This is a genomic window from Methylobacterium sp. 1A, assembly GCF_058072805.1.
In genome coordinates, this window is the sequence record NZ_JBYQVE010000002.1 from 2,130,001 (window position 1) to 2,150,457 (window position 20,457).

Sequence of the window (20,457 nt, forward strand, 5' to 3'; positions counted from 1 at the left end):
TCGTCAAGGCGTTCCGCGAGACCGGACACGTGGCCGACAGCGCGCATGATGGCCTCGACGGGTACGCGCTCGCCCGGGAGGGCGACTACGACGTGCTGATCGTCGACCGGATGCTGCCGAAGCTCGACGGGCTGTCGCTGATCCGGTCGCTGCGCGAGCAGAACGTCGCGACCCCGACCCTGATCCTGTCGGCGCTGGGTCAGGTCGACGACCGCGTGAAGGGCCTGCGCGCCGGCGGCGACGATTACCTGCCGAAGCCCTACGCGTTCTCCGAACTCCTGGCGCGCACCGAGGCACTGGCCCGGCGGCAGGTCGGATCCGGCGCCGCGGAGGAGACGCGCTACCGGATCGGTGACCTGGAACTCGACCGGCTCTCGCACCGGGTGACCCGGGCCGGCCGCGAGATCCCGCTGCAGCCGCGCGAGTTCCGGCTCCTCGAGTACCTGATGCGGCACGCCGGACAGGTCGTGACGCGCACCATGCTGCTCGAGCATGTCTGGGACTACCACTTCGATCCGCAGACCAACGTCATCGACGTCCACGTCTCGCGCCTGCGCAGCAAGCTCGACAAGGGCTTCGCGTCGCCGATCATCCACACGGTCCGGGGCGCCGGCTACGTGCTGCGCTACGACGAGGGCGCGGCCGGGTGAGCGAGGTTTGGACCGACGCGCCGATCGCCCGCGAGACCGCGGCGGCGCGTTTCCAGAAACTGTTCCGCACCACCGCGTTCAAGCTGTCGCTGGCCTACCTCGCGATCTTCGCCCTCTGCGCCTTCCTGGCGCTCGGCTACGTCGCGTGGAACGCCCGCGCGGTGCTCGACGACCAGATCGTCTCCACGATCGACGCCGAGATCAACGGGCTGTCGGAACAGTACAATGCCGGCGGCCTGCGTCGGCTGATCACCGTGGTGGAGCGGCGCTCCCGCGAGCCCGGGGCCTCGCTCTACCTCGTGACCACGGCCGGCGGTGACCATGTCGTCGGCAATGTCGGCTACGTGCCCGCCGCCGTACTGGCGACGCCGGGCCAGAGCGAGACGCGCTACGGCCGCAACGACGCGGATGCCGAGGCGCACCGGGCGATCGTGCGGGTCTTCACCCTTCCGGGCGGGTTCCGCCTGCTCGTCGGGCGCGACACCGAGGAGCGCGACCGGCTGCGGGCGGTGATCGGGCGCGCCTTCATCACCTCGCTCGCCGCCGTCGTGATCCTCGGGGTGATCGGGGGCTGGCTGGCGGCGAGCCGGGTGCTGCGCCGCGTCGATGCCATGACCCAGACCACCCGCGCGATCATGGCCGGCGATCTCGACGACCGGCTCCACGTGGCCGGGAACGGCGACGAACTCGACCGTCTCGCATCGAGCCTCAACCAGATGCTGGAGCGCATCGGCGAGCTGATGCGCGGCATGCGCGAGGTCTCCGATAACATCGCCCACGACCTCAAGACGCCGCTGACCCGCCTACGCAACCGTGCCGACGAGGCCCTGCGCCGCGCCTCCACGCCGGAGGAGCTGCGCGCGGCGCTGGAAGCCGTGATCGAGGAGGGCGACGGGCTGATCCGGGTGTTCAACGCCCTCCTGATGATCGCGCGGCTCGAGGCCGGGTCTGCACGGGAGATCCTCGTGCCGCTGGATCTGGGTCAGACGGTCCGGAGCGTCGGCGACTTGTACGAGGCTCTCGCCGAGGATCTGGGGCTGACGCTCGCCGTGCACGCGCAGGACGCGCTCACGATCGCGGGCAACCGCGAGTTGATCGGTCAGGCCCTCGCCAATCTCATCGACAACGCCCTGAAATACGGTGCCGAATCCGAGGGTGCGGAGACCAGCGTGACGCTCGAGGCGTGGCGCGACGGGGAATCGATCCGCCTCGCCGTCTCCGATCACGGCCCGGGCATTCCCGAGGCGGAACGGGCCCGCGTGCTCGACCGGTTCGTGCGCCTCGAGGACGCCCGTTCGCGGCCCGGCTTCGGGCTGGGCCTCAGCCTCGTCAACGCCGTCGTGCGCCTGCACCACGGGAGCCTGCGGCTCGCCGATAACGGGCCCGGCCTGCGGGTCGAGATCGCGTTCCCGGCCACGCCGCGCCCGCAGCCGGCAGCCGGTGACATCGTGCCCGCACCGCCTCCGGGCGACCCTGTGCCGGCATCCCCTTCCCGCGCTACTTAGGTCGCGACCTGTCCCACCGCGAGCGCGCCGTCCCCGACCGTTCGGCCGGGCGCCCGCGTCCCAGGAGGCTCCATGACTCTCAAGACCAAGACCGCCCTCGTCACCGGCTCGACCAGCGGCATCGGGCTCGCCATCGCGCGCGCCTTCGCGGCGGAGGGGGCCAACGTCGTCCTCAACGGGTTCGGGGACGCGACCGCCATCGAGGAGACGCGGGCCGGGATCGAGAGCGCCTACGGGGTCAAGGCCCGCTACTCGGCCGCCGACATGAGCAAGCCCGACGCGATCGCCGCCATGGTGCGCGAGGCGGAGGAGACCTTCGGGGCCGTCGACGTTCTGGTCAACAATGCGGGGATCCAGTTCGTCTCGCCGATCGAGGACTTCCCGGCCGAGAAGTGGGAGCAGATCATCGCGATCAACCTGTCCTCGGCCTTCCACACGATGCACGCGGCGATCCCCGGGATGAAGGCCCGGGGCTGGGGCCGGATCATCAACACGGCCTCGGCCCACTCGCTGGTGGCCTCGCCGTTCAAGTCGGCCTACGTGGCGGCCAAGCACGGGATCGCGGGCCTGAGCAAGACGGCGGCTCTGGAGCTCGCGCCTGACAAGATCACGGTGAACTGCATCTCGCCGGGCTATGTCTGGACGCCGCTCGTGGAGGCGCAGATCCCCGACACGATGAAGGCCCGCGGCCTCACCAAGGAGCAGGTGATCGAGGACGTGATGCTGAAGGCGCAGCCGACCAAGGAGTTCGTGACCGTCGACCAGGTGGCCGCTCTGGCGGTGTTCCTGTGCTCCGACGCGGCGAGCCAGATCACTGGGGCCAACATCAGCATGGACGGGGGCTGGACCGCGCAGTAGCGCGACCGGCCTCGACAGGCGCGCCTCGTCCGAGGGCCGGCCCCGCCCGTGCCGGGCGGGGCCGCTCCCGGTCAGCGGCGGCCGTGGACCAGCAGGGCGAGGCCGTAGCCCACCGCGCCCGCGATCAGCAGCGCGACCAGGGGATTCTCCTCCACCCGGGCGCCGACCGCGCTGCGCCCGTCGCGCAGGTACGAGCCGCCCCGCTGGTAGACGTCCTCCGCGACGTCGCCGGCGCGCTCGTAGGCGTCGCTCGCGTAGTCACCGGCGCGGTCGGCGATGTCCCGGGCCTTGTCCTTCACTTGGCCGTAGACGTTCTGCGCCTGGCCCTGGGCCTCGCGGAAACGTCCCTCGACCGAGTCGCGGTTGGAGCCCGCGAAGTCGCCGGCCGCGCCCTGAACCTTGCCGACAGCCTCCTTGGCTCCGCCGACGATCCGATCCGTATCCACCATGGCACTCTCCTGGACGTGAGCGCGGCGTCGCGACACCGGCGCCGCTCGTTACGCCGTCGTCCACCGAACGCGCGAGATGGCGTTTGTGCCCCCGATCACCGCGAAATTGTGCGCCTCGACCCGCGATCGCGGCGGCGGAGCGGGTCAGAGCCCGATCAGCTCGGCGATGGCCGCCGCGCCGGCGGCCGGAGAGGTCTCGCCCCGGGCGACGCCGGCCTCCGCCTCGGCCGTGCGGCGACGGACCTCCGGGGAGCCGACGAGGCGCTGGTGCAGGCGCTCGTCGACCAGCGCCCACATCCACTTCACGTCTTGGGCCCGGCGCTTCGCCTGGATCTCGCCGGTCGCTGTGAGCTTCTCCCGGTGGTCGACGATCTTCGCCCACATTGCGTCGAGGCGCAGGTTGTGGAAGCCCGAGATCGTGACCACCGGCGGCGTCCAGGTGGCCGAGGCCGGGGTCAGGATGTGCAGCGCCGCCCGGTATTCCGAGGCCGCCGCGTTGGCGCGCTGCTCGGCTTCGCCCGCATCGGCCTTGTTGACCGCGATCATGTCGGCGAGTTCGAGGATGCCCTTCTTGATGCCCTGCAGCTCGTCGCCCGCCCCGGGCAGCATCAGCACGAGGAAGAAGTCGGTCAGGTCGGCCACCGCCGTCTCCGACTGGCCGACGCCGACCGTCTCGACGAGGATCACGTCGAAGCCCGCGGCCTCGCAGAGCAGCATGGTCTCGCGGGTCTTGGCCGCGACGCCGCCGAGCGTACCGGAGGAGGGGGAGGGGCGGATGAACGCCTTGGGATCGTGCGACAGCCGCGCCATCCGGGTCTTGTCGCCCAGGATCGAGCCGCCGGTCCTCGAGGAGGACGGGTCGACCGCGAGCACCGCAACCTTGTGACCGGCCTCCGTCAGGTTCGACCCGAGGGCGTCGATGGTGGTCGACTTGCCGACGCCGGGTACGCCGGTGATGCCGACGCGGATCGCCCGGCCGGTCTCGGGCAGGACCGAGTCGATCAGGTTCGCCGCCAGCGCCCGGTGATCGGCGCGCTTGGACTCGGCCAGCGTGATGGCCCGGGCCAGAGCGGCGCGGTCGCCGCGCAGCAGGCGCTCGCGGAGACTCTCGATGTCGATGGACGGCGTCATGCTCCCTTCATGGCCGCGGCGACGGCCGCCGTCGAGGGGGAGAGCATCGGGGTCGGGGGATGGCCGGCCTGTGTCCCGCCCACCACAAGCCCGGCCGTGCCCGCTATTCACGCCGCGTCGCGTCGCTCGTGCCCCGCGATGGTCACGATCCTGGGCAACGGAAGGCGTCCCGCCCGAGCGTAACCGGATCATGTCGAGCCAGATCGTCTCACGCCGCATCCTTCTTCGCTTCGGAGCGCTCGCGGGCGCCGCGGGCCTCGCCCCGTCGCTCGGCGCCTGCGTCACCGACGACCTCGGGTCCGGGGCGGCGCTGCCCGAGAAGCAGTCGGCCCTCGACGTCATGCCGGTGCTGCTGGTCGCCACGACCCGCAAGCCCGTGGGCAACCCGCCCCGGCCGCCGTATTTCAGCAGCGACCGCGGCCGCGGCCTGAGCTTCGCCGAGGTGCGCCTGTCACCGCCCGACCGCTCGCTGCTCGGCAAGGTCTCGTCCGTCATCACCGGCGACTGGACCATCGGCGCGGTTCCGAAATCCGAATCCGGACCGGGCGCCGCCGAGGCCTTCGCCCAGGCGGCCCTCGGACGCGACGTGCTGATCTACGTCCACGGCTACCGCGAATCGTTCGAATCGGCCGCGGTCAGCGCCGCCCGGCTCTCGGACGGGATCCGGTTCCGCGGCGTCTCCGGCCTGTTCACGTGGCCGTCGGCGGCCGCGACCCTCGACTACAATTACGATCGCGAGAGCGCCCTCTGGTCGCGCGACGCCTTCGAGGACCTGCTGAAGGCGCTCGCCGCCTCGCCGAGCGGCGGCCGCATCAACATCGTCGCGCACTCGATGGGCACGCTCCTCACCCTCGAGACCCTGCGGATGCTCCGCGCCGAGGCGGGCGAGGCGGCGATGTCGCGGATCGGCGCCGTGGTGCTGGCCGCCCCCGACATCGACTTCGACCTGTTCTCCAACGGCGTCGCCCGCATGGGACCCGACGTCTCGAAGATCACCGTGATCTCCTCGACCAACGACCGGGCGCTCGAGCTCTCCGCCGCGCTGGCGGGGGGCGTGCGCGCCGGCGCCGCCGATCGCGCCAAGCTCGAGGCGCTCGGCGTGCGCGTCGCCGATGCCTCCGATTACGGCGGCGGCCTGATCAACCACGACCTGTTCCTCTCGAACCCGGACGTCCAGGGCGTGGTCAAGCGCGCCATCGCCCGCGGCGCCGGCGTCTGACGCTCACCCGGTCCGTGTCGCCATGCTCTGCGGCGGCAGGGGCTCCTCCGGCAGGACCGGCGCGTCGCCCGAGGCGTCCAGGTGGTCGATCCGGTCGGCCCAGACCCGGAAGCCCACCAGGGGATTCGGTCCGAACGTGTGGGTCAGCGGCACGTCCGCGGCGTCCCGGCCGTACGCGACCATGACCCGGCCGATCCGCGGGCTGTTGTTGCGCGGGTCGAACACGTGCCAGGCGCCGCCGAGGTAGACCTCCATCCAGGCCGCGAAGTCGCCCGCCGGGTGCGGCTCGGGCTCGCCGATGAAGCTGATATAGCCGGTGCAGTACCGGGTCGGGATGTTCAGGGCGCGGCAGAACGCGACGGCCAGGTGGGTGAAGTCCCGGCAGACGCCGCGTCCGCCCGCGTAGGCGTCCGCGGCCGTGCGGTCGCGATGGGCGAACTCGTAGCCGAACGCGATGTGGGCGTGGACGAAGTCGCAGACCGCCTGCACCCGGGCCCAGCCGTGCTCGGTATGACCGAAGAGACGCCACGCCTCGTCGGCCAGCAGGTCGGATTCGCAGTAGCGGCTGGGAAGCAGGAACACGATCGTCTCGGCCGGCAGCGCCTCGATCGCGTGTTGCGCGGCCTCCGGGTGCACCGGATCGGGCATCCCGCTGTCTCGGATCACGGCGTCGGTCCCGACGGTGAAGTTGCCGGCGGGCGCGGTCAGCCGGCCGCACAGGTTGCCGAAACCGTCGCGGTAGATCGCCACCGGGACGGGCGGATCGGTCCGGAGCGTGTCGGGCGCCTCCAGGGCGGCCGCCCCGGAGGGATGCACGTTGAGCATCACCACCATGGGCACGGGGTAGGGGAAGGCGTAGCGCATCTCGCAGCCGAGCCTGATCCGCATGCGCGGGTGATCCTTCGTGTTCGAGACTGTGGCCGCCCCGATGGGCGCAGGATCCGTGCCGCGCCGAATCGTGCGGGTCGGGCCGCGACGGGCTTGGCGGCCGTCCGCTTCACCCCTACAGCATCCCCGCGCGACGCTCGTGTCAGACGGACGAAACCGAGACGTTTCTTCCCGGGGCAGCGCGTCGCACCCGTGCGCCAGCCCGCGGACCGGGCGCGCCTGAGGACGGTTACGAGAGGGATGCCGGCCATGTTCACGCTCGAGATCGACGGCACCGCCGTTGCGGTGATCAACAGCGACGAGGCGTCCGCCAAGGACCTCTTCACCTGTGACGGCTTCAAGGAAGACATCCGGACCATGACGACCGGCGGGAAGCCGGTCTGGAACGGCACGTCGGCGCTCACGGTCCGGGCCGCCACCGAGGACGAGGTCGAGATCTTCGAGGACGCCCTCGCCGAGGACGACGGCGAGGGTGATTTCGTCGAGGATCCGCGCCACACCGGGTCCGATTCGGACGACGAGGACGAGGCCGACATCGTCTTCCTCGTGGATATCGACGAGGACGAGGACGAGGCCGACGCCTGAGCGCGGCTGAACCCGAGCGCCTCCCGGGAGGTTTCCGATCCGATCTGGATCGGAAACCGGGAGGACGGCATGGCTGACAGCAGACGGATCGTCGACGCGCTCGTGCGGTCGAGGCGCGGCGGGCTCGCCGCCGGTGCCGCCCTCGGCGGACTGGCGCTGATCGGCGGCCTCGCCTACCGGGCGCTGCGCGGGGCGCCCCCGCCCGAGGCCGGGGGCCCGGACTTCACGCAGGTCGACGAGGACGAGGCCCGGCTGATGCTGCGGGCCATGGTGGCGGCCACGACGGCCGACGGGATGGTCGACGCCGCGGAGCGCGGGCGCCTCGACGCCGCCGTGGCGGAGGCGGGCCTCGATCCCGACGGTCGAGCCTGGCTCGAGCGCGAGCTCGCGGACCCGGCCGACGTCGACGCGATCGCCGACCGGGTCGCGGATCCCGACGCGGCGGCGCGGATCTTCGCGGCGGCGCGACTCGCCATCGAGCCCGACACGCTCCAGGAGCGTCAGTTCCTCAAGATGCTGGCCGAGGCCCTCGACCTGCCCGCGGAGGCGGTCGAGCGTGTCGAGCGCGACATCGGAGCCTGACTGGCAACCTGCCCGAAGGGCGGATCTCCCACGGCGGCCGAGCTTCGTGCTAGGCTCCCGCGCGACGACGGGTCCGGTGGACGGCCCGCGCGCGGGAGGACGGGACATTTCATGGCAGGACTGTCAGTGCCCGCGCCCGGGCGCGCCCGCCGGCGGGCCTGCGCGCTGGTCGCAGCCATGCTGATCGCCGGCGGCTCCGCGCGCGCGGCCGATCCGGCCGCCGGCCCCCTGACGATCGCCGAGCAGGGCAGCTTCTTCGTCGGCGGCCGCGACGTCCAGTCCGACACGCTCTCGACGCTGCCGGCCTACGCGCCGTCGGGCACGATCAGCGTCGACCAGATCTACGTCCGCTACCAGGTCCCGGTGAATGCCGGACGGCCGCCGCTGGTCCTGATCCACGGCTGCTGCCTCACCGGCAAGACCTGGGAGACGACGCCCGACGGGCGCATGGGCTGGGACGAGTATCTCGTCCGGCGCGGCTTCCCGACCTACGTGATCGATCAGGCCTGGCGCGGCCGCTCGGCGGCGAGCCCGGCCCAGATCAACGCCGTGAAGACGGGGCAGGCCGACCCCAAGACGCTGCCGGCCGTGTTCTCGGCCGGGCGCGAGCCGGCCTGGGCGATCTTCCGGTTCGGGCCGGAATACCCGAAGGTGTTCCCCGGCATGCAGTTCCCCCTGGAGGCCCAGGGGGAGTTCTGGAAGCAGATGGTCCCGGACTGGTCGGCCGCCCTGCCGGTGCCGAACCCGACCGTGCCGGCCCTGTCGGAGCTCGCCAAGCGGCTCAAGGGCGCGGTGCTGATCTCGCACTCGCAGTCGGGGATCTACCCGTTCCAGACCGCCGCCCTCGATCGGACCGGCCTGCGCGCCATCGTGGCCATCGAGCCGGCCGCCTGCCCGGACCCGGCCAAGGACGACCTCGCACCCTACAAGGACCTGCCGATCCTCGTCCTGTTCGGCGACTACGTCGACGCCTCGCCCCGCTGGGCGCCGCGGCTCAAGCAGTGCCGCAGCTTCGTGGCGGCCGCCAACGCCGCGGGCGGCAAGGCGGAGCTGATCCTGCTGCCCGAGATCGGCATCCACGGCAATTCGCACATGCTGATGCAGGACAAGAACAGCCTCGACATCGCCGACTGGCTGGTCGGCTGGATCGACAAGCGGGCGCCCGGCAAGTCCTGAGGCGTGCCGGTCGAACCGGTGTGCGTTCAAACGGTTCGGTCGCCACAACCGTCATCACGAGCGCAGCGAAGTGACCCAGGGCTGCCCAGCTTCGGCGGTCGTCGCGGCGACTGGATCGCTTCGCCGCCCTCGCGAGGACGGCGGCGCGGATGATGGCGTCCCTGCCGAGGTCGGCGACGGGGCGCGGTCTCAGCCCGGCCTGTGCGTGCTGAGGAACGTGCCCATCCGCTCCAGCGCCCGCCGGATGTTCTCGGCCGAATTGGCGTAGGACAGGCGGAGGTAGCCCTCGCCGTGGACGCCGAAATCCGGACCGCCGATCACCGCCACGCCCGCTTCCTCCAGGAGGGTCGAGGCCAGGGGCTTCGCCTTCCAGCCGGTCCGGGCGATGTTCGGGAAGGCGTAGAACGCGCCCTTGGGCGCGATGCAGGAGACGTCCGGCAGGGCGTTCAGCCCGTCGACCACGATCGCCCGGCGCCGGTCGAACTCGGCGACCATCTCGGCCACGCAAGCCTGCGGTCCGTCGAGCGCCGCGATGCCGGCCCACTGGGTCGCCGCGTTGACGCAGGAATGCGCGTTGACCGCGAGCTTGCGCGCCGCGTCGTAGAGCGGCTTCGGCCAGACCGACCAGCCGAGCCGCCAGCCTGTCATCGCGTAGGTCTTCGACGCGCCGTCGAGGTAGACCAGCCGGTCGCGGATCTCGGGATATTTCAGCAGCGAGTGGTGGGTCTCGCCGTCGTACGTCATGGTGCCGTAGATCTCGTCCGACAGCACCGCGACGTCGGGGTGCTCGGCGAGGCCCTTCACCAGGGCGTCGATCTCGGCCTTCGGCGTCACGCCGCCGGTGGGGTTGGCGGGCGAGTTGACGATCAGCAGCCGCGTCTTCGGCGTGATCAGCGCCAGGGTCTCGGCCGCCGAGAAGGCGAAGCCGTTCTCCTCGCGGATCGGCACCGGCACGGGCGTCGCCCCGGTGAACTCGATCATCGAGCGGTAGATCGGGAAGCCGGGGTCCGGATACAGGATCTCGGTCCCGGGCGCGCCGAACATCAGGATCGCCATGAACATGGTGACCTTGCCGCCCGGCACGATCATCACGGAATCCGGCGAGACCTCGACGCCGTGGCGGCGGTGGATGTCGCGGGCCACCGACTCGCGGAGCTGCGGGATGCCGACAGCCGGCGTGTAGCCGTGGTGTCCGTCGCGCAGGGCCTTGATCCCCGCCTCGACCACGTGGGCGGGCGTGGGCATGTCCGGCTGGCCGATGCCGAGGTTGATCACGTCCCGACCCTGCGCGGCGAGGGCCTGGGCCCGCGCCAGAACCGCGAAGGCGTTCTCCTCGCCGATGCGCGAGAAGGCCGGGACCACGTGCAGCATCGCGCCCTCCGGGCGGTGGGACGTCAGTGCTTGGACCGCTCCGAGAGCTTCATCGCGCCGAACGACATCGCCGCGGCGATCGCGCCCAGGATCACGAAGGTCTTCACGGAGGCGTAGAACAGGTCCGGGTTGATGCCCTCATCGGTGTAGAGCACGAGCCCGATGGCCGCGAGCGGCAGCGAGATGAGGGCGAAGAGCGGGACGAGCGGGTTCATGTTCGGCACTCGGGATCCGGCGCGCGGCTGACCGCGGCCCTGGGAAAGCGCCCCTGCATATCACCGTGCTGCGAAGGTTGGGACCCCGCGAGCTGCAGTTTTTCGCCGGCTCGCCCGAACGCTCATGGATGCGCAATCATTTCGCGCAACAGTGGCGTCTCCGGGAGGGCGGACACGTATGCGTTGGGCATCGGTCGATTCGAAAGGCAAGGGAGCGGGGAGTTCAGGCTCCAGATCCTCCAGCGTCGAGACGCTGGCGCTCCATATCGGGCGGCTGCTGCGACATCCCGCCTACCGGCGCGAGTCGGTCGTGAGTCCGCTCCTGCGGCGCCACCTGCCGTTCGAGGCCGGCTACGCCTGGAACGGCGAGGCCGGCCTGCGCGCCCGGCTGACGAGCGCCGCCCTCGACGAGGCGAGCATGGATCACCTGATCCGCAACGTGCAGGCCGAGTTCCTGCGCCTGCGCCGGCCCGCCGATACCTGAGCCGGATCCGGCTCAGGCCGGGACCCGGACGGTGGCCCGCAGGCCACCGAGCGGGCTGTCGTGCAGGGTTATGTCGCCGCCGTGGGCCCGGGCGATGTCCCGGGCGATCGACAGGCCCAGCCCGGAGCCGCCGGCATCCTGGCGCGCGTCGTCGAGCCGCACGAACGGCTTGAACACGTCCTCGCGGCTCTCCGCCGGAATGCCGGGCCCGTCATCGTCGATCGAGACGAGGAAGGTCCGGGCCTCCAGCCGGCCGGAGATCGCCACCGTCTCGCCGTAGCGGACGGCGTTGGCGGCGAGGTTGAACAGGCAGCGCCGGAAGGCGCCGGGCCGCACCGTGACCTCGGGCGCACCGGCGAGATCGACCGCGGAGACGTGGGCGCCGAGGCGCTCGACGTCGGTCCGCAGGTCCTCCAGCAGGGCGCGCATGTCGGTGGGCGTCGCGGGCTCGGCCGAATCGCCCCGCGCGAAGGCGAGGTAGCCCTCCAGCATCCGGCTCATCTCGTCGACGTCGCGGCTGAGATCCTCGATCTCCTCGGTCTGCTCGATCAGCGCCAGGGACAGGCGGAACCGGGTCAGGATGGTGCGCAGGTCGTGGCTGACGCCGTTCAGCATCGTCGTGCGCTGCTCCATCGCCCGCTCGATGCGCCGCTTCATTTCGATGAAGGCGTGGCCGGCCTGACGCACCTCGCGGGCACCGCGGGGCCGGAACTCGATCTCGCGCCCCTTGCCGAAGCCCTCCGCCACGGCCGCGAGCCGCAGGATCGGCTTGATCTGGTTGCGCAGGAACAGGATCGCGACGCCGAGCAGCACCAGCGACGAGCCGATCATCCACACGAGGAAGATGTGCGAGTTCGACGCGTAGGCCTGGCTGCGCCGGGCGGTGATGCGCATCACCCCGTCGGGGATCGCCACGCGGATCTCGATCAGGTTCGAGCGCCCGACCGTGTCGATCCAGAACGGTCTTCGGATCTGGCGCTTGATCTCGTCGGACAGGGCCTCGTCGAGGATCGAGAAGAACGGGCGCGGGCCCGGGGGCGGCAGCTTGGCGCCCTTGAGGATGTCGAGGTCGAGGTTCAGCCGTTCCCCGGCGATGCGCGCGAGGGTCTCGGCATCCTTGTCCTGCGGGTAGCTCTCGTAGATGTCGATCAGCGCGGCGACGTCCGCCGTGACCGCCGCCGACAGGCGCTTGGTCACGAGCTGCCAGTGCCGCTCCATGAAGGTGTAGGCGATCACCGACTGGAGCAGGACCACCGGCGCGATGATGATGATCAGCGAGCGGGCGTAGAGGCCCTTCGGCAGGACGTCGCCGATCGCCCGGCTGACGCGCTTCCACAGGCGGCGCGGGGGCGAGCGCGGCGGCTCCTTGCGGAGCGCCCGGGCGAGGGCGGGATCCGGGGCGTTCATGGGGCTGGGCGCCGGGGCCGGGCCCATCGGGCGAGAGGGGCCTCGGTTTCAGCGAAACGTCCACCCCACGCCCTCATCCTGAGGTGACCGCGCCAGCGGGCCTCGAAGGAGGGCTCCAGGGGTCGCGCGGCCGGCTGGAGGGCTCCTTCGAGGCCTCCGCTGCGCTCCGGCACCTCAGGATGAGGCTGTGGTTTGGACATGCCGGACACTAATCGGGGCGCCGTCTCCGCGAAAGATCGTGGGTGCAGAGTATGGCCGACCGACGATCTCGGCCAATGTTTCCTGACGCGCCCTTCGGCATGAGGGCTTCTTGCACCGCGGCACGCGGGCCATACCTGTGAGGGGCGGGGGGCGCCCGCCGGCCGGAAGTCCACGAGGCCATGCTCAGCACAGACACAGACATCCTCTCCGCCGCCCAGTCCTGGCGGCGCGACGGCCGCGCCGTGGCCCTCGCCACGGTGATCGAGACCTGGGGCTCGGCCCCCCGACCGGTGGGCAGCCACCTCGTGGTCGACGGCGAGGGCAATTTCCTCGGCTCCGTCTCCGGCGGCTGCGTCGAGGGCGCGGTGATCACCGAGGCGATCGAGGTGATCGAGGCGGGCGCGCCGCGCGTCCTCGAATTCGGCGTCGCGGACGAGACCGCGTGGCGCGCCGGCCTGTCCTGCGGCGGCCGGATCCGGGTCTTCGTCGAGCGGGTCGACTGATGCGCGGCGACGTCCTGGCAGCGCTCAACGACGCGCGGGCCGCGCGCCGCGCCGCGATCCTCATCACCGACATCGCCGACGGCGCGCAGCGCCTCGTCGGCGAGGACGCGATCGCCGCCGATCCCCTCGCCGACGTGCTGGCGAAGCACCTCGCCTCCGGCAAGAGCGGCCTCGTCGAGGCGGGCGGGCGGACCCTGTTCCTGACCGTGCAGGTGCCGCCGGTGCGGCTCGTCGTGGTCGGCGCGGTCCACATCTCGCAGGCCCTGGCGCCGATGGCCGCGGGGCTCGACCTCGCGCTCACGGTGATCGACCCGCGCACCGCCTTCGCGACGCCCGAGCGCTTCCCCGGCACCGCGCTGGTCGCCGAATGGCCGGACGCCGCCCTCGGGACCAGCGTGCCGGTCCTCGACCGCTACTGCGCCCTCGCGGCCCTGACCCACGATCCGAAGATCGACGATCCCGCGCTGAAGGCGGCGCTGACGGCCGAGTGCTTCTACGTGGGCGCCCTCGGCTCCCGGAAGACCCACGCGTCGCGCGTCGCGCGGCTCACCGAGGCCGGCTTCACGCCGGCGCAGATCGGCCGGATCCGCGCGCCGATCGGCCTGCCCATCGGCGCCGTGAGCCCGGCCGAGATCGCCCTGGCGGTGCTCGCCGAGATCGTCGCCGCCCTGCGCCGCGTGCCCCGCCCGGAGGTCGCGTGAGGTTCGGAACCGTCCCGGTCGCGGACTCGGCCGGGCTGATCAGCGCGCACACGGTGCGGCGGGCCGACATCACCCTGCGCAAGGGCGCCGTCATCGCCGCGGAGGCCGCCGCCGGCCTGGCGCGGGCCGGCCTGTCGGAGATCGTGGCGGCCACGCTCGAGCCCGGCGACGTCGGCGAGGACGCCGCCGCGGCGCGGCTCGCCGCGCGCCTGCGCGGGCCGAACCTGCGCGTCGAGGCGCCCTTCACCGGCCGCAGCAACCTGTTCGCCGAGACGGCGGGGGTGCTCACCCTCGATCCGGCCCGGATCGACGCGGTCAACGCCGTCGACGAGGCGGTGACGGTGGCGACGCTGCCGCGCTTCCGGCCGGTGGTCGAGGGCGAGATGGTCGCCACGGTGAAGATCATCCCCTACGCCGTGCCGGGCGCCGTGCTGGCCCGGGCCTGCGCGGCCGCCGAGGGGGACGTCCTCGCGGTGGTGCCGTATCGCCGCCGCCGGGTGGCCGTGGTCTCGACGCGCCTGCCGAGCCTCAAGGAGACGACGATCGACAAGACCCTCCGGGCCCTGGCCGACCGCCTCGCGCCCGCGGGCGCCGCGATCGTGGCCGAGACCCGGGTGCCCCACAGCGCCGCCTCCGTGGCGGCGTCCCTGGCGGAGATGATCGACCGCGCCGGGGCCGACCTCGTGGTGGTGTTCGGCGCCTCGGCGATCGCCGACCGGCGCGACGTCATCCCGGCCGGCATCGCGGCGGCGGGCGGCCGGGTCGACCATCTCGGGATGCCGGTCGACCCCGGCAACCTGCTCCTCGTCGGCGCCCGCGGCGGCGTGCCGGTGATCGGCGCGCCGGGCTGCGCCCGCTCGCCCAAGGAGAACGGCTTCGACTGGATCCTCCACCGCCTGCTGGCGGACCTGACCGTGACCCGGGCCGACATCGTCGCCCTCGGCGTCGGCGGCCTGCTGATGGAGATCGTCTCGCGCCCGCAGCCCCGCGCCGGCGGCGCGGCCGCGGCGGACGAGCCGGATCCGGGGGCGGAGGACCGGCATGCCTGAGGTCGGCACGATCCTGCTCGCCGCGGGCCTCGGCAGCCGGTTCGGCGCCGCGCCGAAGCTGCTCGCGCCCCTCGACGGGCGGCCGCTGGTGCGCCACGCCGCGGAGGCGGCCCTCGGCGCCCGGCCCCGGCCGGTGATCGCCGTGCTCGGCGCGCACGCGGCGGCGATCCGCGACGCGCTGTCGGGGCTCGACCTCGTCCGCGTCGACAATCCGGACTACCGCTCCGGCCTCGCGAGCTCGCTGCGCGCCGGCCTCGCGGCGCTGCCCGCCACCTGCACGGCCGCCATCGTCGTGCTGGGCGACATGCCGCGCGTCACCGCCGCGCATCTCGACCGCTTGGCCGAAGCCTTCGCGGAGGCCTCCTCGGTCGCCTTGGAGCCGCCGGCGGCCGTGGTGCCGGTGCAGGCCGGCCGGCGGGGGAATCCGGTGCTGCTCAACCTACGCCGCCTCGGCCCGGACATCGCCCGCCTCGCCGGCGACCACGGCGCGGGGCCGCTCCTGAGGGGGCGGCCGGACGTGCTGGAGATCCCGGGCGACCCGGCCACCGCCTTCGACGTCGACACGCCGGACGCGCTGGCCGCGCTGCGCGGTCAGCGCCCCGCCGCGTCGCGCCCGCGCGCGGCCTTCGCCTCGGCCCGGCACCGGTCCGAGCAGTAGCGGACCTCGTCCCAGACGCGCTCCCACTTCTTGCGCCACGCGAACGGGCGGCCGCACTGGGCGCAGATCTTCTCCGGCAGATCGCCCTTGCGGCGCATCGGCGGCATCGCGGCTCCTCCCGGCCTATCCGGGCCGGCGCGCGTCGGGGCCGGTCCCGGCCGCCCGGCGCAGGCGCGCGTCCAGCGCGTGGGCGAGGCCGAGCATGATCGCGATCCCCCCGACATTGACCGCGATCTGCAGCGGCCAGGTGGGGTCGAAGGTCCGGTAGAGGATGCGGCCGATCAGCGCCGCCAGGCACCCGGCGGCGAAGATCTCCAGCGAGTGCCGCCCGCAGGCGTCGACGAGGCGCAGCCGCCGCCACCGGCTCGCGCGGGCCACGGCGGGCGCGCTGAACAGCAGGTAGGCCAGCGCCAGCATGTTGATCAGGCGCAGGGGCGCGACGTGGCTCTTGTCGGGCGGCCCGATCGCCAGCGGCCGGAGGTCCGGAAGCCCCCACTCCGCCCAGGACCCGCCCTGCAGGAACGCGAAGACGAGGTAGGCCGCGGCCGCCGCCACGGCCCAGCCGCGCCGCGGCAGCAGGCCGTCATGGGCGCGGACCGTGACCGCGAGCGCCGCACCGATCACGAACAGGAACTGCCACGCGAAGGGGTTGAAGTACCACCCGTCATCCACCGCCGCGGCGTTCGGGAGGTTCAGCTGGTGATCGACGTTGGCGGCGAGCCAGAGGGCGCCCGACAGGCCCAGTACGCCCCAGATCCCGCGCCGCATCCCGAGATAGATCAGCGGGAACAGCGCCAGCAGCAGGATGTAGAGCGGCAGGATGTCGAGGTAGTTCGGGAGCGCGTTCAGCGCGAGGCCGCGCAGCAGGCCCGGCAGGAGGCCCATCTGCAGCAGCGGCGCGACGCCGAATCGCGGCGTCAGGCCGGTGAGGTCCATCCAGATCCGGACGATGACCAGGGTCGCGAGCAGCAGCCCGGCCTGGAACAGGTAGATGCGCAGGCAGCGCTTGGCGATGCGCGTGAGCGCCGTCCGGATCCCGGCGCGCCGGAACAACCCGCCGTAGGCGATCATCGACGAGTAGCCGGCCAGCAGCACGAAGATCTCGGCGGCGTCCGAGAACCCGAAATTGTGCAGCGTCAGCAGGGCCGGCGCGTTCCGCGGGATGTGGTCGATGAAGATCGTGAGGAGCGCGAGGCCGCGCACCACGTCGACCCGCGCGTCGCGCGCGGGCTTCGCCGGCCGTGCCTCCGCGGGCGGTGGGGGGAGCGCCCGCGGTTCCGCGGCGCCGGGCCGTTCGAGATCGTCGAGGCGCGTCACTCAGCCCATCACCGTGGCGCTCTCCGTCCGGACGCGGAGCGGCCGGGGCCGCGGTGCAACCATAGCGCGCCGACCGCCCGAGGCCCCGCCGATCACGCGCCTTTGTTCGGATGTGCACAACGGCGGGGTCGCACCGATGATCCGCCCGCCGCGGCGGCCGTTGGCCGCGCCGCCCCCTCGCGTCGCGGCGAGGCGCGGTATAGACGCGGCCGACGATCCCGGTTCCCGGCGCCCGCGCCGGCACGGGGCACGTCGCTGGGTTCGTGGCAGGGTTGAGGGCAAGGGGCATGCGCGTCCTCGTCACCGGAGCGGGAGACTATCTCGGCCGCCGCCTGCTCGAGGCGCTGCGTCGGCACCTGCCGCCTGGCAGCCCCATCCTCGGCCTCGACCGGAGCCCGCCACCGCCCCTCGACGGCGTGACGCTGAGGGCCGTGGACCCGTTCGACGCGCGCGAGCTCGCCGAGACGGTCGCGGCCTTCGACCCCACCTGCGTGTTCCACCTCGCGGCGCTGGCCTCGGTGGCGCAGTCGAGCGAGACGCCGTCCTACGCCTGGCGGGCGGAACTGCTCGGCACCCTCAACCTCGCCGAGGCGGTGGCGCGGACCCGCGCGGCGCTGGTCTTCCTCAGCTCCACGGTCGTCTACGGCGAGGTGTTCCGCGCCTGCCCGCGCCCGGACGAGAGCGTCACGCCGCGCCCCGACACGATCTCGGGCCGGACCAAGAACGCCTGCGAGTACATCCTCCGCGACGTGCTGGCGAATGCCCGGATCAAGCATCTCGTGCTGCGGCCGTCGAACTACATCGGGGCCGGGCAGAGCGAGACCTTCGTGGTCGCCTCCTTCGCCGGTCAGATCGCCCGCATCGAGCGGGGGCTGGCGCCGCCGAGCCTGGAGGTCGGCGACCTCTCGGCGGGGCGCGACTTCCTCGACGTGGCCGACGTCACCTCGGCGTGCCTGCGCGTGATCGCCCGGATCGACGACCTGCCGGACGGCGGCATCTTCAACGTGGGATCGGGGGTCGTCACGCCGGTCTCCGACATCCTGGAGACGCTGCGCGGCCTGACGGAGGCGCGGTTCGACCTGCGCGTCGCGCCCGGGCGTGTCCGCCCGGCGGGTGTGCGCAGCGAGGGCTGCGACCCCGCGGCCTTCGCGACCGCCACCGGATGGGCCCCGACCATCCCGCTCGCGCAGAGCTTGGCGACGATCCTGGCGGAGGCGCGGGCGCGCCTCCGGTGATCCGTCACCGGGCAGAGGTGACGGCAACGCCCTCGGACGGGCGCGCGGCTCCGGAACGCCGGCGGCGCCCCGGAGCCGCGACCGGTCTCAGCGCGAGAAGCGCTTGTACTTGATCTTCTTCGGCATGATCGAATCCGCCCCGAGCCGGCGGACCTTGTCGGCCTCGTAGTCGGAGAAGTTGCCCTCGAACCACTCGACGTGGCTGTCGCCCTCGAAGGCCAGGATGTGCGTGGCGATGCGGTTCAGGAACCAGCGATCGTGGCTGATGATGACCGCGCAGCCGGCGTAATCCTCCAGCGCGTCCTCGAGGGCGCGCAGGGTCTCCATGTCGAGGTCGTTGGTCGGCTCGTCGAGGAGCAGTACGTTGGCGCCGCCCTTCAGGGTCCGGGCGAGGTGAACGCGGTTGCGCTCACCGCCCGAGAGGGTGCCGACCTTCTTCTGCTGATCGGGTCCCTTGAACGCGAAGGCCGCGCAGTAGGCGCGCGAATTGATCTCGCGCTTGTTGAAATAGATGATGTCGTTGCCGCCGGAGACCTCCTGCCAGACCGTGGCGTTCGGGTCGAGGGCGTCGCGCGACTGGTCGACGTAGCCGAGCTTCACCGTCTCGCCGACCTCGATCTTGCCGCTGTCGGGCTTCTCCTGGCCGGTGATCATCTTGAACAGGGTGGTCTTGCCGGCCCCGTTCGGGCCGATCACACCGACGATGCCGCCGGGCGGCAGCTTGAACGACAGGTCCTCGATCAGCAGCCGGTCGCCGAACGCCTTGCTGAGGTGCTCGAACTCGATGACGTTGTTGCCGAGCCGCTCGTCGATCGGGATGACGATCTGCGCGGACGCGTCGACCTTCTGCGCCTGCTTGGCGACCAGCTCCTCGTAGCGGGTGATGCGCGCCTTCGACTTCGACTGGCGGGCCTTCGGCGAGGCGGCGATCCATTCCTGCTCGCGGGCGATGGAGCGCTGCCGGACCATGTCCTCGCGGCCCTCCTGCTCCAGGCGCTTCTGCTTCTGGACCAGCCACGCCGAGTAGTTGCCCTCGTACGGGATGCCCTTGCCGCGATCGAGCTCCAGGATCCAGCTCGTCACGTTGTCGAGGAAGTAGCGGTCGTGGGTCACGATCAGGATCGCGCCCGGATACTGGCGCAGGTGACCCTCGAGCCAGTTCACCGTCTCGGCGTCGAGGTGGTTGGTGGGCTCGTCGAGCAGCAGCAGCTCCGGCTCCCACAGGAGCAGGCGGCACAGCGCGATGCGGCGGCGCTCGCCGCCCGAGAGGGTCGCGACCGGCTGCTCGTCGCTCGGGCAGCCCAGGGCCTCCATGGCCTGATCGACCTTCGAGTCGAGCTCCCAGAGGCCCAGCGACTCGATCCGGTCCTGGAGCTCGGTCATCTCGTCGGCGGTCTCCTCCGAGTAGTTCATGGCGAGCTCGTTGTAGCGGTCGAGCATGGCCTGCTTCTCGGCGACGCCCTCCATCACGTTCTCGCGGACGGACTTGCTCGGATCGAGCTGGGGTTCCTGCGGCAGGTAGCCGACGCGCGCGCCCTGCGCGACCCAGCCGTCGCCGGTGAACTCCTTGTCGATGCCCGCCATGATCTTGAGCAGCGTCGACTTGCCGGAGCCGTTGATGCCGAGCACGCCGATCTTGGCGTCGGGGTAGAAGGACAGGTTGACGCTATCCAGGACCTTCTTGCCGCCGGTATAGGCCTTGGTCAGGCCCCGCATGTGGTAGATGAATTCGCGAGCCATCGCGGATAGTCCTCGGCGCGTTGTTCGGGACCGCGCGGATCGTGCCAGCGGCACGGGTCAGGCACCGGGCCTCAGCACCCGTCCTGGACGCGCGTCCCTACGATATAGGAATGACCCTCTCGGAGTATCAGGCCCGCCGGGACGCGGCAAGGACGCGGCAAGGACGGGCCCGCCGCCGACGGGCGCCGGATCGCTCACGCGAAGGGGTTCTTGACCGTCCCCGGCGGCGCGTCCGGCACCTCCGCCACCGCGTCCGGCAGGTCGGACGCTTCCAGGGCCTTCACGATCGCGTCCAGCGTCTCCCGGAGCAGCCTGGCCTGCTCCAGGCCGGTCCGGTCGCGGGTCAGGTCGAGGGACCCGTGCAGGGCGATCCGGTCCTTGCCGTTCTCGAAGCTCAGGGCGCCGACGGAGCGCACGCCGGCATCGTCGGCGAACGGCGCGAAGCCCTCGGTGTCCGAGTTCTTGCCGTCCCGGCTCTCGCTGTCCGGGCTCCCCCTCTTGGGCCGGGCGCGTCGCTTGTCCTCGGGCATCGG

The 20,457-nt window shown here is 72.2% G+C and carries 23 protein-coding genes (1 of these 23 only partly in view); 13 read left to right on the forward strand and 10 right to left on the reverse strand.

Going from position 1 to position 20,457, the window contains the following annotated elements; all coding sequences use genetic code 11:
• The 3 genes from ACX9MN_RS30105 to ACX9MN_RS30115 form a co-directional block, all read left to right on the forward strand.
• Positions 1-650, forward strand: the 3' portion of a protein-coding gene (locus tag ACX9MN_RS30105; RefSeq protein WP_020096362.1) for a response regulator transcription factor. Its footprint begins 46 nt before the window's first position; the window shows 650 of its 696 coding nt (coding positions 47-696); its start codon lies beyond the left edge, outside the window; it ends in the stop codon at positions 648-650.
• The gene (locus ACX9MN_RS30110; protein WP_489726206.1) at positions 647-2,155 is read left to right on the forward strand and encodes a HAMP domain-containing sensor histidine kinase; all 1,509 of its coding nucleotides are present in this window, start codon (positions 647-649) and stop codon (positions 2,153-2,155) included. The genes ACX9MN_RS30105 and ACX9MN_RS30110 overlap by 4 nt, the downstream gene beginning before the upstream one ends.
• A 72-nt stretch (positions 2,156-2,227) precedes the next feature.
• A complete protein-coding gene (locus ACX9MN_RS30115; protein ID WP_489726207.1) occupies positions 2,228-3,013 on the forward strand; it encodes a 3-hydroxybutyrate dehydrogenase in 786 nt (261 codons plus the stop codon).
• Positions 3,014-3,084: 71 nt separating this feature from the next.
• On the opposite strand, the gene ACX9MN_RS30120 is transcribed toward ACX9MN_RS30115, so the two are convergent.
• Together ACX9MN_RS30120 and meaB are read right to left on the reverse strand one after the other, a co-directional pair.
• Positions 3,085-3,462 carry a CsbD family protein gene (locus tag ACX9MN_RS30120; protein ID WP_132369367.1) on the reverse strand — a complete coding sequence of 126 codons (378 nt, stop codon included), beginning with the start codon at positions 3,460-3,462 and terminating at the stop codon, positions 3,085-3,087.
• Positions 3,463-3,606: 144 nt separating this feature from the next.
• A complete protein-coding gene (meaB, locus tag ACX9MN_RS30125; RefSeq protein WP_091683681.1) occupies positions 3,607-4,593 on the reverse strand; it encodes a methylmalonyl Co-A mutase-associated GTPase MeaB in 987 nt (328 codons plus the stop codon).
• A gap of 190 nt (positions 4,594-4,783) precedes the next feature.
• Here meaB and ACX9MN_RS30130 point away from each other — a divergent pair, with 190 nt between their 5' ends.
• Entirely contained in the window at positions 4,784-5,812 is a 1,029-nt protein-coding gene (locus ACX9MN_RS30130; protein ID WP_020096357.1) for an alpha/beta hydrolase, read from the forward strand.
• 3 nt (positions 5,813-5,815) lie between these two features.
• Here ACX9MN_RS30130 and ACX9MN_RS30135 read toward each other — a convergent pair whose 3' ends face one another.
• Positions 5,816-6,700 (reverse strand): transglutaminase-like domain-containing protein, encoded by an 885-nt coding sequence (locus ACX9MN_RS30135; protein WP_489726208.1) that lies wholly within the window; start codon positions 6,698-6,700, stop codon positions 5,816-5,818.
• Between the two features lie 249 nt (positions 6,701-6,949).
• Between ACX9MN_RS30135 and ACX9MN_RS30140 the strand changes: the two genes are divergently transcribed.
• The 3 genes from ACX9MN_RS30140 (at position 6,950) to ACX9MN_RS30150 (ending at position 9,043) form a co-directional block, all read left to right on the forward strand.
• On the forward strand, positions 6,950-7,285 hold the full coding sequence (locus ACX9MN_RS30140) for a hypothetical protein (RefSeq protein ID WP_026605445.1): 336 nt from the start codon (positions 6,950-6,952) through the stop codon (positions 7,283-7,285).
• Between the two features lie 69 nt (positions 7,286-7,354).
• Positions 7,355-7,867: a DUF533 domain-containing protein gene (locus ACX9MN_RS30145; protein ID WP_489726209.1), complete on the forward strand. Its 513-nt coding sequence runs from the start codon at positions 7,355-7,357 to the stop codon at positions 7,865-7,867.
• Positions 7,868-7,978: 111 nt separating this feature from the next.
• The gene (locus tag ACX9MN_RS30150) at positions 7,979-9,043 is read left to right on the forward strand and encodes an alpha/beta hydrolase family protein (RefSeq protein WP_026605444.1); all 1,065 of its coding nucleotides are present in this window, start codon (positions 7,979-7,981) and stop codon (positions 9,041-9,043) included.
• A gap of 189 nt (positions 9,044-9,232) precedes the next feature.
• Here the strand turns inward: ACX9MN_RS30150 and ACX9MN_RS30155 are convergent, their stop codons facing one another.
• Entirely contained in the window at positions 9,233-10,414 is a 1,182-nt protein-coding gene (locus ACX9MN_RS30155; protein WP_020096352.1) for a pyridoxal phosphate-dependent aminotransferase, read from the reverse strand.
• Between the two features lie 23 nt (positions 10,415-10,437).
• Entirely contained in the window at positions 10,438-10,629 is a 192-nt protein-coding gene (locus ACX9MN_RS30160; protein WP_026605443.1) for a hypothetical protein, read from the reverse strand.
• A 178-nt stretch (positions 10,630-10,807) separates the two neighbouring features.
• Between ACX9MN_RS30160 and ACX9MN_RS30165 the strand changes: the two genes are divergently transcribed.
• Positions 10,808-11,113, forward strand: a complete 306-nt coding sequence (locus tag ACX9MN_RS30165) for a hypothetical protein (protein WP_026605442.1) — start codon at positions 10,808-10,810, stop codon at positions 11,111-11,113.
• Positions 11,114-11,125: 12 nt separating this feature from the next.
• Here the strand turns inward: ACX9MN_RS30165 and ACX9MN_RS30170 are convergent, their stop codons facing one another.
• Positions 11,126-12,520: an ATP-binding protein gene (locus ACX9MN_RS30170; protein WP_020096349.1), complete on the reverse strand. Its 1,395-nt coding sequence runs from the start codon at positions 12,518-12,520 to the stop codon at positions 11,126-11,128.
• 380 nt (positions 12,521-12,900) lie between these two features.
• Between ACX9MN_RS30170 and ACX9MN_RS30175 the strand changes: the two genes are divergently transcribed.
• The 4 genes from ACX9MN_RS30175 to ACX9MN_RS30190 are packed head-to-tail and all read left to right on the forward strand — an operon-like array spanning position 12,901 to position 15,632.
• Positions 12,901-13,224: an XdhC family protein gene (locus ACX9MN_RS30175; RefSeq protein ID WP_042673745.1), complete on the forward strand. Its 324-nt coding sequence runs from the start codon at positions 12,901-12,903 to the stop codon at positions 13,222-13,224.
• Positions 13,224-13,925, forward strand: coding sequence for an XdhC family protein (locus ACX9MN_RS30180; protein WP_489726210.1), 702 nt, complete (start codon positions 13,224-13,226; stop codon positions 13,923-13,925). Before ACX9MN_RS30175 ends, ACX9MN_RS30180 begins: the two co-directional genes overlap by 1 nt.
• Positions 13,922-14,974: a molybdopterin-binding protein gene (locus tag ACX9MN_RS30185; protein ID WP_482961312.1), complete on the forward strand. Its 1,053-nt coding sequence runs from the start codon at positions 13,922-13,924 to the stop codon at positions 14,972-14,974. Before ACX9MN_RS30180 ends, ACX9MN_RS30185 begins: the two co-directional genes overlap by 4 nt.
• Complete coding sequence (locus ACX9MN_RS30190; RefSeq protein ID WP_489726211.1) at positions 14,967-15,632, forward strand: nucleotidyltransferase family protein; 666 nt, start codon at positions 14,967-14,969, stop codon at positions 15,630-15,632. The genes ACX9MN_RS30185 and ACX9MN_RS30190 overlap by 8 nt, the downstream gene beginning before the upstream one ends.
• On the opposite strand, the gene ACX9MN_RS30195 is transcribed toward ACX9MN_RS30190, so the two are convergent.
• Positions 15,566-15,739, reverse strand: a complete 174-nt coding sequence (locus tag ACX9MN_RS30195) for a DUF2256 domain-containing protein (RefSeq protein WP_170855278.1) — start codon at positions 15,737-15,739, stop codon at positions 15,566-15,568. The two genes, ACX9MN_RS30190 and ACX9MN_RS30195, sit on opposite strands and share 67 nt — an antisense overlap.
• A gap of 16 nt (positions 15,740-15,755) precedes the next feature.
• On the reverse strand, positions 15,756-16,949 hold the full coding sequence (locus ACX9MN_RS30200) for an OpgC family protein (RefSeq protein ID WP_489726212.1): 1,194 nt from the start codon (positions 16,947-16,949) through the stop codon (positions 15,756-15,758).
• 287 nt (positions 16,950-17,236) lie between these two features.
• On the opposite strand from ACX9MN_RS30200, the gene ACX9MN_RS30205 reads away from it, so the two are divergent.
• The gene (locus ACX9MN_RS30205) at positions 17,237-18,184 is read left to right on the forward strand and encodes an NAD-dependent epimerase/dehydratase family protein (RefSeq protein ID WP_489726213.1); all 948 of its coding nucleotides are present in this window, start codon (positions 17,237-17,239) and stop codon (positions 18,182-18,184) included.
• 87 nt (positions 18,185-18,271) lie between these two features.
• Here the strand turns inward: ACX9MN_RS30205 and ettA are convergent, their stop codons facing one another.
• Both ettA and ACX9MN_RS30215 read right to left on the reverse strand, forming a co-directional pair.
• Positions 18,272-19,924: an energy-dependent translational throttle protein EttA gene (gene ettA, locus ACX9MN_RS30210; protein WP_331302385.1), complete on the reverse strand. Its 1,653-nt coding sequence runs from the start codon at positions 19,922-19,924 to the stop codon at positions 18,272-18,274.
• A 194-nt stretch (positions 19,925-20,118) separates the two neighbouring features.
• Positions 20,119-20,454 carry a hypothetical protein gene (locus tag ACX9MN_RS30215; RefSeq protein ID WP_489726214.1) on the reverse strand — a complete coding sequence of 112 codons (336 nt, stop codon included), beginning with the start codon at positions 20,452-20,454 and terminating at the stop codon, positions 20,119-20,121.
• Positions 20,455-20,457: the final 3 nt, after the last annotated feature.

What these genes read in the sequence shown, in the direction of transcription:
- ACX9MN_RS30115 (WP_489726207.1), top strand. Translation starts at nt 2,228, where the DNA reads ATGACTCTCAAGACCAAGACCGCCCTCGTCACCGGCTCGACCAGCGGC.
- ACX9MN_RS30120 (WP_132369367.1), bottom strand. Translation starts at nt 3,462, where the DNA reads ATGGTGGATACGGATCGGATCGTCGGCGGAGCCAAGGAGGCTGTCGGC.
- meaB (WP_091683681.1), bottom strand. Translation starts at nt 4,593, where the DNA reads ATGACGCCGTCCATCGACATCGAGAGTCTCCGCGAGCGCCTGCTGCGC.
- ACX9MN_RS30130 (WP_020096357.1), top strand. Translation starts at nt 4,784, where the DNA reads ATGTCGAGCCAGATCGTCTCACGCCGCATCCTTCTTCGCTTCGGAGCG.
- ACX9MN_RS30135 (WP_489726208.1), bottom strand. Translation starts at nt 6,700, where the DNA reads ATGCGGATCAGGCTCGGCTGCGAGATGCGCTACGCCTTCCCCTACCCC.
- ACX9MN_RS30140 (WP_026605445.1), top strand. Translation starts at nt 6,950, where the DNA reads ATGTTCACGCTCGAGATCGACGGCACCGCCGTTGCGGTGATCAACAGC.
- ACX9MN_RS30145 (WP_489726209.1), top strand. Translation starts at nt 7,355, where the DNA reads ATGGCTGACAGCAGACGGATCGTCGACGCGCTCGTGCGGTCGAGGCGC.
- ACX9MN_RS30150 (WP_026605444.1), top strand. Translation starts at nt 7,979, where the DNA reads ATGGCAGGACTGTCAGTGCCCGCGCCCGGGCGCGCCCGCCGGCGGGCC.
- ACX9MN_RS30155 (WP_020096352.1), bottom strand. Translation starts at nt 10,414, where the DNA reads ATGCTGCACGTGGTCCCGGCCTTCTCGCGCATCGGCGAGGAGAACGCC.
- ACX9MN_RS30160 (WP_026605443.1), bottom strand. Translation starts at nt 10,629, where the DNA reads ATGAACCCGCTCGTCCCGCTCTTCGCCCTCATCTCGCTGCCGCTCGCG.
- ACX9MN_RS30165 (WP_026605442.1), top strand. Translation starts at nt 10,808, where the DNA reads ATGCGTTGGGCATCGGTCGATTCGAAAGGCAAGGGAGCGGGGAGTTCA.
- ACX9MN_RS30170 (WP_020096349.1), bottom strand. Translation starts at nt 12,520, where the DNA reads ATGAACGCCCCGGATCCCGCCCTCGCCCGGGCGCTCCGCAAGGAGCCG.
- ACX9MN_RS30175 (WP_042673745.1), top strand. Translation starts at nt 12,901, where the DNA reads ATGCTCAGCACAGACACAGACATCCTCTCCGCCGCCCAGTCCTGGCGG.
- ACX9MN_RS30180 (WP_489726210.1), top strand. Translation starts at nt 13,224, where the DNA reads ATGCGCGGCGACGTCCTGGCAGCGCTCAACGACGCGCGGGCCGCGCGC.
- ACX9MN_RS30190 (WP_489726211.1), top strand. Translation starts at nt 14,967, where the DNA reads ATGCCTGAGGTCGGCACGATCCTGCTCGCCGCGGGCCTCGGCAGCCGG.
- ACX9MN_RS30195 (WP_170855278.1), bottom strand. Translation starts at nt 15,739, where the DNA reads ATGCCGCCGATGCGCCGCAAGGGCGATCTGCCGGAGAAGATCTGCGCC.
- ACX9MN_RS30205 (WP_489726213.1), top strand. Translation starts at nt 17,237, where the DNA reads ATGCGCGTCCTCGTCACCGGAGCGGGAGACTATCTCGGCCGCCGCCTG.
- ettA (WP_331302385.1), bottom strand. Translation starts at nt 19,924, where the DNA reads ATGGCTCGCGAATTCATCTACCACATGCGGGGCCTGACCAAGGCCTAT.
- ACX9MN_RS30215 (WP_489726214.1), bottom strand. Translation starts at nt 20,454, where the DNA reads ATGCCCGAGGACAAGCGACGCGCCCGGCCCAAGAGGGGGAGCCCGGAC.